This is a genomic window from Candidatus Propionivibrio aalborgensis, assembly GCF_900089945.1.
GTDB lineage: Bacteria > Pseudomonadota > Gammaproteobacteria > Burkholderiales > Rhodocyclaceae > Propionivibrio > Propionivibrio aalborgensis.
Window position 1 is genome coordinate 1 of record NZ_FLQY01000355.1, and the last position, 12,914, is coordinate 12,914.

Annotated in this window: 16 protein-coding genes; 1 reads left to right on the forward strand and 15 read right to left on the reverse strand. The window is 58.5% G+C overall.

What is annotated here, in order from left to right; genetic code table 11:
- Nucleotides 1-171: 171 nt before the first annotated feature.
- Nucleotides 172-474 (forward strand): hypothetical protein, encoded by a 303-nt coding sequence (locus tag PROAA_RS14945; RefSeq protein WP_186412104.1) that lies wholly within the window; start codon nucleotides 172-174, stop codon nucleotides 472-474.
- A 24-nt stretch (nucleotides 475-498) separates the two neighbouring features.
- Here PROAA_RS14945 and PROAA_RS14950 read toward each other — a convergent pair whose 3' ends face one another.
- The 15 genes from PROAA_RS14950 to PROAA_RS15020 all read right to left on the reverse strand — a co-directional run.
- The gene (locus PROAA_RS14950; RefSeq protein ID WP_186412105.1) at nucleotides 499-1,323 is read right to left on the reverse strand and encodes an energy transducer TonB; all 825 of its coding nucleotides are present in this window, start codon (nucleotides 1,321-1,323) and stop codon (nucleotides 499-501) included.
- A 26-nt stretch (nucleotides 1,324-1,349) separates the two neighbouring features.
- Nucleotides 1,350-1,754 carry a protein TolR gene (gene tolR / locus PROAA_RS14955; RefSeq protein ID WP_186412106.1) on the reverse strand — a complete coding sequence of 135 codons (405 nt, stop codon included), beginning with the start codon at nucleotides 1,752-1,754 and terminating at the stop codon, nucleotides 1,350-1,352.
- Between the two features lie 12 nt (nucleotides 1,755-1,766).
- Nucleotides 1,767-2,444, reverse strand: a complete 678-nt coding sequence (gene tolQ, locus PROAA_RS14960; protein WP_186412107.1) for a protein TolQ — start codon at nucleotides 2,442-2,444, stop codon at nucleotides 1,767-1,769.
- Nucleotides 2,441-2,884, reverse strand: a complete 444-nt coding sequence (gene ybgC, locus PROAA_RS14965; protein WP_186412108.1) for a tol-pal system-associated acyl-CoA thioesterase — start codon at nucleotides 2,882-2,884, stop codon at nucleotides 2,441-2,443. Before ybgC ends, tolQ begins: the two co-directional genes overlap by 4 nt.
- A gap of 61 nt (nucleotides 2,885-2,945) precedes the next feature.
- A complete protein-coding gene (ruvB, locus tag PROAA_RS14970; RefSeq protein ID WP_186412109.1) occupies nucleotides 2,946-4,034 on the reverse strand; it encodes a Holliday junction branch migration DNA helicase RuvB in 1,089 nt (362 codons plus the stop codon).
- The gene (locus PROAA_RS14975) at nucleotides 4,031-5,107 is read right to left on the reverse strand and encodes an AI-2E family transporter (protein ID WP_186412110.1); all 1,077 of its coding nucleotides are present in this window, start codon (nucleotides 5,105-5,107) and stop codon (nucleotides 4,031-4,033) included. Before PROAA_RS14975 ends, ruvB begins: the two co-directional genes overlap by 4 nt.
- Nucleotides 5,107-5,685 (reverse strand): Holliday junction branch migration protein RuvA, encoded by a 579-nt coding sequence (gene ruvA / locus PROAA_RS14980; RefSeq protein ID WP_186412111.1) that lies wholly within the window; start codon nucleotides 5,683-5,685, stop codon nucleotides 5,107-5,109. Before ruvA ends, PROAA_RS14975 begins: the two co-directional genes overlap by 1 nt.
- Entirely contained in the window at nucleotides 5,682-6,272 is a 591-nt protein-coding gene (gene ruvC / locus PROAA_RS14985; protein ID WP_425394024.1) for a crossover junction endodeoxyribonuclease RuvC, read from the reverse strand. Before ruvC ends, ruvA begins: the two co-directional genes overlap by 4 nt.
- A 247-nt stretch (nucleotides 6,273-6,519) precedes the next feature.
- Nucleotides 6,520-7,395 (reverse strand): DMT family transporter, encoded by an 876-nt coding sequence (locus tag PROAA_RS14990; protein WP_186412113.1) that lies wholly within the window; start codon nucleotides 7,393-7,395, stop codon nucleotides 6,520-6,522.
- Between the two features lie 58 nt (nucleotides 7,396-7,453).
- On the reverse strand, nucleotides 7,454-8,434 hold the full coding sequence (locus tag PROAA_RS14995; protein WP_186412114.1) for an MBL fold metallo-hydrolase: 981 nt from the start codon (nucleotides 8,432-8,434) through the stop codon (nucleotides 7,454-7,456).
- 60 nt (nucleotides 8,435-8,494) lie between these two features.
- Nucleotides 8,495-8,884, reverse strand: a complete 390-nt coding sequence (locus PROAA_RS15000; protein ID WP_186412115.1) for a YajD family HNH nuclease — start codon at nucleotides 8,882-8,884, stop codon at nucleotides 8,495-8,497.
- A gap of 83 nt (nucleotides 8,885-8,967) precedes the next feature.
- Nucleotides 8,968-9,186, reverse strand: a complete 219-nt coding sequence (locus PROAA_RS15005) for a hypothetical protein (RefSeq protein WP_186412116.1) — start codon at nucleotides 9,184-9,186, stop codon at nucleotides 8,968-8,970.
- Nucleotides 9,165-9,977, reverse strand: a complete 813-nt coding sequence (locus tag PROAA_RS15010) for an alkaline phosphatase family protein (RefSeq protein WP_186412117.1) — start codon at nucleotides 9,975-9,977, stop codon at nucleotides 9,165-9,167. Before PROAA_RS15010 ends, PROAA_RS15005 begins: the two co-directional genes overlap by 22 nt.
- Before the next feature lie 67 nt (nucleotides 9,978-10,044).
- Entirely contained in the window at nucleotides 10,045-11,877 is a 1,833-nt protein-coding gene (locus PROAA_RS15015; protein WP_186412118.1) for a PHA/PHB synthase family protein, read from the reverse strand.
- A 263-nt stretch (nucleotides 11,878-12,140) separates the two neighbouring features.
- Nucleotides 12,141-12,914 (reverse strand): ParB/RepB/Spo0J family partition protein (locus PROAA_RS15020; RefSeq protein ID WP_186412119.1); only part of this gene is annotated, 774 nt, incomplete at its 5' end.

Sequence of the window (12,914 nt, forward strand, 5' to 3'; positions counted from 1 at the left end):
TACAACCCGGCTCATCTCGCTACCGCTTTGCATCTGAGAGAGATTTGATGCTCCAGCCCTGCGTAATTTTACGGGGCAATCGCCTGGATCTGTATTGCCTGCCTATTGCTGTTTGCATGCCGTTTCGGCGTAGAATTAGGCTGTCTTTACGCTCCCGATAGGACATCAACCATGAAACGCACGTTCAGACTATTCCTACTGGCCGCCCTGCTCGTTGCGCCATTTACTGCCCGGGCCATGTGCTACACGGTCTTCGACCGGAAAAGCGACGTTCTCTACCGATCGGATGCGCCGCCCTTCGACTTGTCTCTTCCCACCAGCGTCGGCATTACCGATTCACGCTTCACCGGCGGTTATCTGGTCATCATTCCGGTCAATGACGAGTGCTATCCCTACGGCGTTCTGGACCGCGCCACAAATCAGAGCGCCTTCGAACCGAAGAACTATTACAAACGGCTGAGAGGCAAGGAATAGCCGCTTCCGGCACTTCTCCTGCCTCTATTGTTCGAACGGATGGTAGGGAATTCTCAGGACGCGCTCGAACAGCGCGGGATTGTCCGGCTTGGGCAGGGGCGACGACTTCCTGATGGCGCGTTCGATGGCCGCATCAAGCGTCGGGTTGCCGCTTGATTTGCGCACCCTGACATCGATGACATCACCGGAGGGAAGCTGTGTAACCGCAAACTCGGCTTCCGGATTGCCCTGTATCCCGGGCGGCAGAACGATGTTGCCACGAATCTTGCCGGCTACCTTGGAAGTGTAATCAGCCAGCCCGCGCGAGTAGGCGGCAGCGGCCTCGGCCTCCTTGAGCTGGGCAAGCATTCTCGATTCGGCATCGGCGCGTGCGCGCTGATCCTGTGCGGCTTTTCGCTGCTGCGCCTGTTTCAAGTCACGTTGGAGTTCTTCGTCAAAGCTCGGGCGACGGTCAGGTTCCGGTTTTTTCGGCTCGGCTTTCTTGGTCTCCTCCTTCTTCGGTTCGGGCTTTTTTGGCTCTTCCTTCTTTGGCTTTTTGTCTTCCTTGATGGCGATGTCCGGTTTGATCGGCGGCGTCGGTTCGGGCTTGGGAGCGGGTTTGGGTTCTGGCTTGGGCTCTGGCGTGGGTTCCGGTTTTGGAGGAGGTTTCGGGGTCGGCTCGGGCTTCACGTCGCGCATTGGCGCCGGCGCAGCGCGCCATACTTCAACCGCGACCGAGGCCGGTGCATGACTCTTCCATTGCACCCCCAAGAACAGGGCACCGATCAGCAACACATGCACCAGCGCGGCAAGTATCAGCGACGTCAGGTTCGACTTTTCGGGGGGAGGAAGATGCGCGGCGAATTCCACGGGTTCGGCTTTCAGATCCGCAAGAGCTATTTCTTTGATGGTTGCACGAGTAGGCCGATACGCTTGACCTGCTGGCGCTGGAGTTCGTCCATGACGGATAGCACCGCTTCGTACTTGACATTCTTGTCACCGACGATGAGTACCGGCTGCTCAGGGTTCTTTCGCTGTGCCTCGACAATGGCTTGCGACAGTTCGCTGCGGCTCACACTGCGCTCGGGTTGTCCCGGCTCGGTCAAGGAAAGGTTCTGATCGACTCGGATGTTCACCTGCATGGCTTCGGTGGGTACCTGAGACGCCTTGCCGACCGAGGGGACGTCGATGCTGGCGGTGGTCATCATCGGCGCGGTCACCATGAAGATGACCAGCAGCACGAGCATGACGTCGATGTAGGGAACGACGTTGATTTCATTTTTGAGACGACGTGGGCGCATGCGACCTCCTGGTTAGCGTACTTGACGTTGCAGGATGTTTGAGAATTCTTCCATAAAGGATTCGAAACGTGTCGACAGGCGGTCGATCTCATGCGCAAAACGGTTGTAGGCAACCACCGCCGGAATTGCCGCAAACAAGCCGATGGCCGTGGCCACGAGCGCCTCGGCGATACCGGGTGCGACCGCCGAGAGCGTCGCCTGGCCGACGTTGGACAAGCCGCGGAAGGAATGCATGATGCCCCACACGGTGCCGAACAGGCCGACGTACGGGCTGACCGAGCCGACCGAGGCGAGGAAAGCGAGGTGCGCATCGATGCTGTCGACCTCGCGCTGGTAGGTGGCACGCATGGCGCGGCGCGACCCGTCGATCACGTCCTTGGGGTCGAGGTTCTTCTGGCTGCGCAACTTGTTGAATTCGCGAAAGCCGGATTCGAATATGCGCTCCATGCTGCCCGTCCCATGACGATTATTGACGGCACTCTGGTAAAGGCTGTTGAGGTCGCCTCCGCTCCAGAAGTCGCGCTCGAACTGCTCGGTTTGCCTGCGTGCCATCTTCACGGCAAACCATTTGCGGAAGATGTAGTACCACGACATGAAGGAAACACCGGCAAGCAGCAGCATGACCGCTTGAACAACAGCGCTGGCATTGAGAATCAGGTGCAGAATCGAGAGGTCTTGCGAGACGTTCATTGCAGGGTTTCCAGTTTGGTGCGCAGTAGCGCGGGAATTGAAGTGATCTTCATCAGGGTAGAATCGATGCAAACGATCTGAATTCTGCCGCTTGTCATTTCATCCCAACCACCCTTGGCGGATGCGTTGGCCCGCCGGATGTGCTGGTGAAAAAATATCTGGGACCGGGTAATCTTTTCGACTTCGAGACTGACCGTCAGAAGTTCATCAAGCCGCGCCGGTTTCAGAAACTCAAGGTCTATGCTGCGTACGACAAATGCAATTCCGGGGTCGCGCAGCAGATCGGTCTGGTCGTGCCCGATCGAGCGCAGCCATTCGCTGCGGCAGCGCTCCAGAAACTTCAGGTAATTGGCGTAATAAACCACGCCGCCGGCGTCGGTATCTTCGTAGTAGATGCGCACGGTAATGGTGAATGCATGGGGGCTTTCGTGGTGTTTCATGAGCGGATTCTATTACAGACCGATTGCGTCGAGTGTATGCCCATGCACCTGAGCCACCTGCTCACTGAGACCGCCAGAGTTCGTTCTGCGCGCTGGCCGCGGGGCTCTCGAGGCCGAGGTGACGGTAAATGGCTGCCGTGGCAATACGTCCGCGCGGCGTGCGCTGCAGGAATCCCTGCTGGATGAGATAGGGTTCGAGCACGTCTTCGATCGTATCGCGCGCTTCGCCAATTGCAGCGGCGAGATTATCGACACCGACTGGCCCGCCTTCGAACTTGTCGATGATGGCGGAAAGGAGTTTGCGGTCCATGATGTCGAGACCGCCGTGATCGACATCGAGCATGAGTAGTGCCAGATCGGCCACTTCACGGGTAATGTGTCCTGAAGCCTTGACCTCGGCGAAGTCGCGCACGCGACGCAGAAGGCGATTGGCGACGCGCGGTGTGCCGCGGGAACGCCTGGCGATCTCCAGCGCGCCGCCTGGATCGGCCAGCACTTTGAGCAGTTGCGACGAACGCGTAACGATCTGCGTCAGCTCCTCCGCAGTATAAAACTCGAGGCGCGCGACGATGCCAAAACGATCGCGCAGCGGGTTGGTCAGCATTCCCGCGCGGGTCGTCGCGCCCACCAGTGTAAAGGGAGGTAGATCAAGCTTTACCGAGCGTGCCGCGGGGCCCTCGCCGATCATGATGTCGATCTGGAAATCTTCGAGCGCGGGGTAGAGAATTTCTTCGACAACCGGACTCAAACGGTGAATCTCATCGATGAACAGCACATCATGCGGTTCGAGATTGGTCAGCATGGCGGCCAGATCGCCGGCACGCTCCAGCACCGGGCCCGAGGTCGAGCGCAGGTTGACGCCCATCTCGGCAGCGATGATGTGCGCCAGTGTGGTTTTCCCCAGTCCGGGCGGACCAAACAACAGCACGTGATCGAGCGTATCCTGGCGCCTCCTGGCCGCTTCGATGAAGATGGACAACTGTTCTCGAATCTTGCCCTGGCCCACGTAATCGACCAGCCGTTTGGGGCGTAGTGCGCGCTCGATCGCATCTTCCTGCGTCGATTTGGACTCTCCGGAAATCAGGCGATCATCGGATGTCGCGCTCACACCGTTAACCAGCTTGTCGCCAAAGTCGTCTATTTCAATCATGACAAAATCGATGGCGCTTCAGTATCGGTGAGAGCCAGCCATTCCCGGATCAGTACCTGACCAAGCGCGAGCAATGTCGGTCCCAGAAAGAGTCCGATGAATCCGAAAACCAGCACGCCACCAAAGACGCCGACAACGATCAACAATAGCGGCAAACTGGAGGTGCGCGAGATCAGGATCGGCTTGACAAAATTGTCGACGCTGCTGATGCCGAACATGCCCCACAGAATCATGAAGATTGCCCAGCCCGTTTGTCCGCCATCGTAGAGCCACGCAGCAGCCCCAACCCAGATCAAGGTTGCGCCGATCACTGGCACCATCGAGAAGAAGAACGTGGCAAAGGTGAGCATGAGCACGCCGGGAACACCGGCGATGATGAAACCGACCATGGCGACCAGCGACTGCGCGGCGGCGGTACCGACGATGCCAACCATCACTCCGGTGACGGTGCCATTGGCCAGTTTGAGCATGCTCTCGCCCAGGTTGCCCGCCAGCTTTCGGCTACCGGTGTGTAGCGCTTCCGCATATGTTTTTGCGTCGCGGAACATGAAGAACACGAAGAAGACCACCAGGACCAACTGCAGCAGACCCTGCCCAAAAATCGACACGGTGGCCAGGGCAAGCTTGCGCGTGGGATCGAGAAGCTGACGCAGAAGTGTGTTCATCTCCTCACGGCTGGCAACCAGCTTGCGCCAGTAATCGCCGATGTCCGAACCGACAACAGGCAGACCGGCAAGCCAGTCTGGTGGATCGCTGGGTAGTCCGTCTTCAAGAACGGGTTTCAAGTAGCGAATGGCCGTTTCAACACCATCGGCGAGCGTGCCGGATAGCAGGGCCATTGGCGCGACCAGCAACACCAGCAGAATGATTGACATCAGCGCGGCGGCCAGGCTGCTGCGACCGCCACAAAGCGCGAGAAGGCGGTTGTGAACCGGCGCTGTCGTAACGCAAATCACGACGGCAAAAAGCAGTGTGCCGGTGAACGGCATCAGTACAGCGATACAACCGATCAGCAGAAGCGCGACAATGGAAGTCTGAATGATCTGCTTCTGGGCTGAAGATAATTGATGCATCATAATCGTGAGAGTAGTTTGAGCGCCTGACGAATGCCATCGGAAGTCGAAATGCCAGCGGGTAGCTGCTTGCCTGCGGCGGTCGCTTCGCGGTCATTGTAACCCAGCGCCAGCAGCGCATTGAGGATGTCATGCTGGTTGTTTTCCGGAGCAGTGGCCGAAGCCGAAGGCAAGGCCTCGGCCAATTTGCCCTTGAGTTCGAGCAGCAGACGTTCGGCTGTCTTCCTGCCAATTCCCGGCACCTTGATCAGCCGCCCGACCTCCTGTCGTGCGATGGCTTGTGCCAGATCGTCGACTGACAGCCCGGATAGCACAGCCAGTGCCATGCGCGCGCCAACCCCCGATATTTTGATCAGCTGGCGAAACGCGAAACGCTCCGCGGCGTTGGAGAAGCCGTAGAGAAAGTGTCCGTCTTCGCGCACCACAAAATGCGTAAGCAGGGTCACCTTCTCGCCGATTGCCGGCAGATTGTAAAAGGTACTCATCGGCACATCGACCTCGTAGCCGATGCCCTGCACATCGAGAACAAGCTGCGGCGGAGTTTTTTCCAGCAATATTCCGGTCAGGCGGCCGATCATTTTTCGCTCTCTTTCTGCTTGCCCATAATCATGCGCCCGTTGCGGACCCGGAACCCCTTGGTGGCCAGCGCTGCCGCCCCGTGACCCAGGCCCTGGCCACCATGCGCATGGGTGATCGCACAAGCCAGCGCGTCGGCAGCGTCCGCGCTGATGTCGCCGGGCAGTGCCAACAGCCGACGCACCATGTGCTGCACCTGCGCCTTGTCGGCGTGGCCGTTGCCGACCACCGCCTGTTTGACCTGCAACGCCGTATATTCGGCGACCTCAAGCCCGTCGGCAACCAGCGCCGTGATGGCTGCCCCGCGTGCCTGGCCAAGAAGCAGTGTCGACTGCGGATTGGCGTTCACAAAGACGATTTCGACGATCGCTTGATCCGGTTGATACTGCGCGACCAGCTCGCGCAGGCCGCTATGAATTGCTCCCAGCCGCGTCGGTAAAGACGTTTTGGCATCCGTCTTGATGCACCCGCTGGCCACATAGGTCAACGTGTTTCCAGACATTTCGATGACGCCGAATCCGGTGATGCGCAGACCGGGGTCAATGCCGAGGATTCGGATCGAACAATTTGCTTTCTGGATCAATGCAATGCGCTCGTGTCGGGGTTTCACTGGACAGCGGACAGTATAACGAGTCGTGGCGTGTTGATCCGGCCGTATCGAAAGTTGTGCGGATGATCGCATCACCCGGAGCCACCATTCTGGATAACCGCTCGGAGCCGAGCAGCGTTCAATATGCAGCGATAAGACGCCATCGGCTTGAGCCGGGCTCTTTTCGCGGCTGATACCGATTGCGAGTCTGTCTGCCGTGCGTTCGTTTAAACGGGTCAAGCTTCCTTCAGGTCTTCGCCGGCTTGGCTGTTTCACCGGCCATATACACACCGCCCACCGCCAGAACCATACCGGCCAGCGCTAAACCGCTCAGTGTTTCGCCGAACAACACCCAGGCAATGATGGCGGTGCTCGGCGGCGTCAGATAGAACAGCCGTGCAACGTTGACCGCACTGCCACTGCGAATCAGCACGTTGAGTAGGCTGATCGCACCGAACGAGAGAACCAGCACCAACCAGAGCAAAGCGAAGACGAAATGCGGAGTCCAGTCGATGCTCATGCTTTCGGTTGCTCCGGCCGCAATCGCGGTGAGCACCGCTGCCGGCAAGAACTGGATCACCGAACCGGTACGCAGGTCGAAACGCGGGCAGAAGCGTTTCTGATACAGGGTTCCGAAGGTGATCGCCAGCAGTGCGACAATCGCCGGAATCATCATGGCAAGCAGCGGCACATCACCGAGCTTGTTGGCGACGACCAGCGTCACGCCAACAAAACCGAGGCCCAGCCCCGTCCACTGCCTGGCGCTGACGCGCTCGCCCAGCATCCAGCCGGCCCCACAGGCGGTCAGCAAGGGCTGCATGCCGACCACCAGCGCCGCTATTCCGGCCGGCAAGCCATGCTTGATCGACATGAAGACGCCGCCGAGATAAAAGGCGTGCACAAAAATACCCGTAACGCCGATATGAAGAATCTGCCGCGGATCGCGTGGCCACTGAGCGCGCGTGACCAGCGCGAAGGTCGTCATCAGGCACAGTACCAGAATGTAACGTGCAAGAAGGAAAGTCAGCGGATCAGCATAGGGCAGACCGAATTTGGCGCCGATGAAACCGGTGCTCCAGAGGAATACAAAAAGGACAGGAGCTAGCGCTTTAAGGGACGGCATGGCGTGCGGATTCGGCGAAAGCCGACACTATACCGCCCCCGTCACGGAACGCTCGAAATCATTGATTTGCTGGCTTGGGCATCGGAGCGAATTCAATCGGCACCCAACTGTAACGGCCCTTGCCATCCGCCCGGACATGGCCGAGCCCAGGGAATGGCAAGTGCATGCCGGCCACCAGGGATTTGCTGGAAGCCATATCCTTCATGATGCTGCGCCGGGTTGCGATGGCCTGTTTCTGGTCGATGTCGAACTCGATGGAAACGCCGGGCCGCGCGAACTGCACCGCGTGCGCGTGCACCAGATCCCCCCAGATCAGCAGTTTCTGTCCTTCGGACTCAACGGCAAACGCGGTGTGGCCCGGCGTATGGCCGTTGGCCTTGACGGCCTTGATTCCGGGAACCAGCACGCTGCCCTGCGTAAAGGTGCTCCATTGCCCGCTGCTCAAATACGGGGCCGCACTGTCGCGCGCCATTTTGAAGAAGGGCTGGACTTCCTTGGGTGCACCATCGGCGACTGTCTGCGATAGCCAATAATCGCCATCCTCCTGGGCAACCAGAATCTTCGCTTTCGGGAACAGCGGCTTGCCGTCGGCGTCATTCAGCCCGCCCACATGATCGGCATGCAGGTGAGTGATGATGACCATATCCACCTGGGCGGGCTCGTAGCCGGAAGCCTTCATGTTCTGCAGAGCGTAACCCAAAGACGGGCCAAACAGTTTGGCGGCACCGGTATCGACCAGCACCAGATGACTGCCGGTGTTGATCAGATAGGCATTGACCGCCGTCTGCATCTTCGGATTGCCGACAAACATCCGGGCCAGCAGAACCTGCAATTCAACCGTACTGGTGTTTTTCAAAAGCTTGGTGTCAAGCTCGATCATCCCGTCGTAAAGCGCCGTGATTTCGAACTTGCCGAGCTGTGCGCGGTAATAGCCGGGCACCTGCGTTTGAACCTGCGGTGCTTCTGCCTGGGCGAGCGGCGCGAAGCCCATGAGGACAGCCAGACCAAAGGCCACAACATGCCGGATAAGTTTGTTCATCGAACTATCTCCTCTAAAACTTGTTTGATTTGATTACCGCCTGGCCGAAGAACGCCGTGCTCACTGCTGCTTTTTGCTCAGCAAATCCTTCAGATTGGCAAAGGGCTGCGCGGTGGCGCGATTCACCTCGGCCTTGGTGCCGAGACCGGCTCCCGCCTGGCGTGCCGCTTCGGCGTCACGTTCCCGCGAATGCTCGTTGTCGTGGCAATACAGACACAACAGTTCCCAGTTGCTGCCATCCGGCGGGTTGTTGTCGTGGTTGTGATCCTTGTGATGCACGGTAAGCTGCTGCAAGTTTTCACGCACGAATTCTCGCGCGCAACGTCCGCAGATCCATGGATAGATCTTCAGCGCCTGCTCACGATAGCCGGCTTCGCGCGACTGACGATTGCGAATCGCGTCGGCAACGACCTGATCGAGGCGGGAACCTAGTGGCTTGTTCGGTGGCATTCCTGATGATCCGAGGAGGGCGGGAGTGAGTCTCCAGACGTTGAATTATGGCTATCGCGCCGTGCGCTGACAAGCCTGAAGAATTACGCCCGGACGGCAATCAACGGCACCGTCATTTCGGCGTCGCTGATGCCGCCATGCACGCCGAGCATCGGATAGTGTCGCTCACCGGGAAGCATGTCCTTGATCGTCCAGTTATCCTTCATCACCAGCGTGTAGTCGCCGATGCGCGAGGCCAGGCGCGGGTGATAGGGCGGCGGCCCGAACCAGCCGGCGTCGATTAGATCGCTGCTTCGGTGCAAATCAACACAGTGATCCAGGTGTTGCTGCCCTTTGCATCGAGCAGCAGATTGCCGAACAGCGTGTCAAGAGCGGCCAGATTCAGCAAAGCCTGTTTGCTTTCGCAGCCGAAACTGTGTGAATGCGAATCGAGATAAGGGTAGTAGGCGTAGATGTAGCGCGGCGTTTCGGCCTCTCGTAGCAGAGTGGAAAGCTGCGCAAACATCTCCGGTATCGTGTTGTAGGCCAGACTGCGGGCGCCCCGTGAATGCCAGGCGTTGAAGGGACTGCCGACGATGTCCAGGGGTGCGATGACCCAGCAGTCACGGTCAAGCTGCTGGAAGAGTGACTGATGGTCGAAAAGCCTCGACGGCAGCTCTTCCGGCAGGAATTTCGCGGGCGCGCAACGCGGTGTCAGCGGCAGGATGGCCAGCGTCTGGTCGATTTCGTCCATGTGCATGTGCCAGCCTGTGAGGCCGTGTTGCGCCGGGGCAAGCCCGGTCATGAAGGTGGTGATGGCGCTGGCGGTGGTCGACGGAAACACCGATGTCATTGTGCCGATTGCGTGACGCTGAAGATTCGGACTGGCCGGGTGTCGTTCCAGCGTGCGCTGCCCGAGGCCGTCGATCACCAGCAGGACGATGTGGCGAGCCTCGCCCAGCTTTGCAGCGGGCAAGGCCTGCAGTTGATGGTATCGCCTTTGGGTACTGCCACAAGCCGTGGCAATACTCTGCATCAGGTTGACGATGCTGTTGCCGGCATAGTCCGGCAAGCGAGTGGTGCCAATAGGATCAGTAGAACGAGTCGAACTCATGAAAATCGATTGTGTGTCAACGGAAAAGGGGGCTTGCGCCCCCTTGATGATTCAAGCAGACCGCAGATTACTTGGCGGCGACTTTCTTCTTGTCCAGCCTCAACTTGACGAAGGAACCAGGTGCGTCTTCAATCGCCTTCAGGGGGCCGTCACCCGGTTTGCGCGCGTCAATCTTCTCCTTGCCGCCGGCATGATCGGTCACCCACTGCTGCCAGTCCGTCCACCATGAACCCGGGTTCTGCGTCGCGCCGGCCAGGAAATCGTCGGACGATGCCGGCATTTCGGCGTTGGTCCAGAAGCCGTATTTATTGGCTACCGGAGGATTGATGATGCCGGCAATGTGCCCGGAACCGCCAAGGACGAACTTCACCGGTCCGGTGGGAAGCAATGCGCCCATGTACGTGCTCTTCCACGGGGCAATGTGGTCTTCAATCGCCGAAACGAAGTAGCACGGCGTCTTGACCTTGGAGATGTCGATCTTGGCGCCGCCCAGCTCGATGCCACCCGGCTCGCGCAGCTTGTTGCCCAGATAGAAATTGCGCAGGTAGAAACTGTGCATCGTCGCCGGCATGCGCGTCGAGTCGGAATTCCAGTAGAGCAGATCGAACGGAAAGGATTCCTTGCCCATCAGATAGTTGTTGACGGCGAATGACCAGATCAGGTCGTTGGCCCGCAGCATGTTGAAGGTGCCGGCCATGTCGGAACCGTCGAGGTAACCGCGCTCGTTCATGCGCTTCTCGAGGCTATCGACGGTGGACTCGTCAAGGAAGACCTTGAGTTCGCCCGGCTCGGAAAAGTCGAGCATGGTCGTGAAGAAGGTCGCCGAATTGATGCGCTTGTCCTTCTTGGCGGTCATGTAGGCCAGCGTGGACATCAGCAGGGTGCCGCCGAGGCAATAACTGGCCGTGTTGATCTTGCTTTCGCCGGTTATCTTTTCGACGGTGTCGACGGCTACCATCGTGCCTTCCAGCAGATAGTTTTCGAAGTTCTTCTTGGCGTGACGCTCGTCGGGATTGACCCAGCTTATGATGAACGTGGTGTGACCCTGATCGGTAGTCCATTTGACGAAGGAATTCTTTTCACGCAGGTCAAGAATGTAGAACTTGTTGATCCACGGCGGCACGATCAGCAGCGGCTTCTTGAATTGCTGCGGTGTTGCCGGATCGTACTGGATCAGCTGGAACATTTCGTTCTGGAAGACGACCTTGCCCGGTGTGGTGGCGACATTCTTGCCGAGCTCGAAGGCGTCGGGGTCGGTCATGCGGATCTTCAGCTTGCCGTCACCGGCCTCCAGGTCACGCAGAAGATTGTCGAATCCACTGATCAGGTTCTTCCCGCCGCTGTTCATCGTCTCGCGGACGACTTCCGGATTGCTCATTGCGAAGTTCGTCGGAGACATGGCGTCGATGTACTGACGGGTGAAGAAATCGACCTTCCGATGCGTCGACTCGTCAAGGCCTTCCGTCTCGGCAACGATATTATTCATGTGGCCGGACGTGATCAGGTAGGACTGCTTGATGAAATCGAACAGGAAGTTGCTCTCCCATTCATCGTCCTTGAAGCGCTTGTCCGACTTTGCGGGAACGGCAACGGGCGCTACCGATGTGGAGCCCATCATCTTCGATGCCGAGTACTGCCAAAGCGAAACATAGTCGCGCATCATTTTCATTTGCGCTTCCATCAGTTTTTGAGGGTCGGCCAGCAGGCGTGAAGCGAGATCCGAGAACGCCTTGGCAATTCCCATCTCGTCCGCCGGCATCGAGATTCCCTCGCTCGCCTTCTTGTCGATGTACTTGGCCATCATTTGCGAAGCGCGCTTGGCCACTTCGGAATAGCTCTTAATAAGCTCTGCAGGATCAGGCATGGTCTTGCCTTCGTCCGTTTTGTTCTGCTGCGACATCGAATAACCTCCTTGAACTGGTACTCAATAAAGTGATAGGGACGCCTTACAATACACGGAGGCGGATGGATAAACCGCAAGAAACCTTAAACTTTGACCGTGAAGAACGACCTGTTCGGCACTAAACCTGAATAATATAGCATTCGGGGCGCACTTTGGCACCGCTTTAGCAGGAAAATATCCTGCAATCCGGTTCGTTTGCAACCCGGAGGGCCTTGCAGAACGGCCAGCAGGGGTTCTGCTCGAAGGCGTCCGGAAGCCCTTTAGCGCATCCGCTGCAGGATGCCTTCGAGCTGATCGAGATTGCCGAATTCAATCTGGATTTTGCCGGCACCTTTCTTGTTGGTAACGATTTCTACCTGCGCACCGAGAAAATCCGATAGCTCTTCCTGCAAACGCTGCACGTCGCGATCCGGCTTCCGGGCTTCGACCTCTCGCGGTGGCTTGAGTGCGTGTTGTGCCAGCCGCTCGGCATCGCGTACCGACAAACCTTTTTGCACCACCCGCTGGGCAAGCTGAATCTGCAGCACGCCGGACAAAGGCAACAAGGCACGGGCATGGCCCATCTCGATCTCTCCGCGCATCAGCAATTCCTGCACCGGCTCCGCCAACTGCAACAGACGCAGCAGATTTGACGCGGCGGGCCGCGAACGACCGACCGCATCGGCTGCCTGCTGGTGCGTCATCGAAAATTCGTCGATCAGCCGCTGCAGCCCCTGTGCCTCTTCCAGCGGGTTGAGATTTTCGCGCTGGATGTTTTCGATCAGAGCCATGGCCAGCGCCGATTCATCCGGGATTTCGCGAATCAGGGTTGGAACTTCGTGCAGCCCGGCCATTTGCGCTGCACGCCAGCGGCGCTCACCGGCGATGATTTCATAGCGGTCTTCGCCCGACGCATTGTCGACCGGCCGGACGAGGATCGGCTGCATCAAACCCTGAACGCGAATCGAGGCGGCCAGTTCTTCAAGCGCTGCGCTGTCCATCCGGGTGCGCGGCTGATACTTGCCGGGCTGCAGATCGCCGACCGGAAGCGCGCG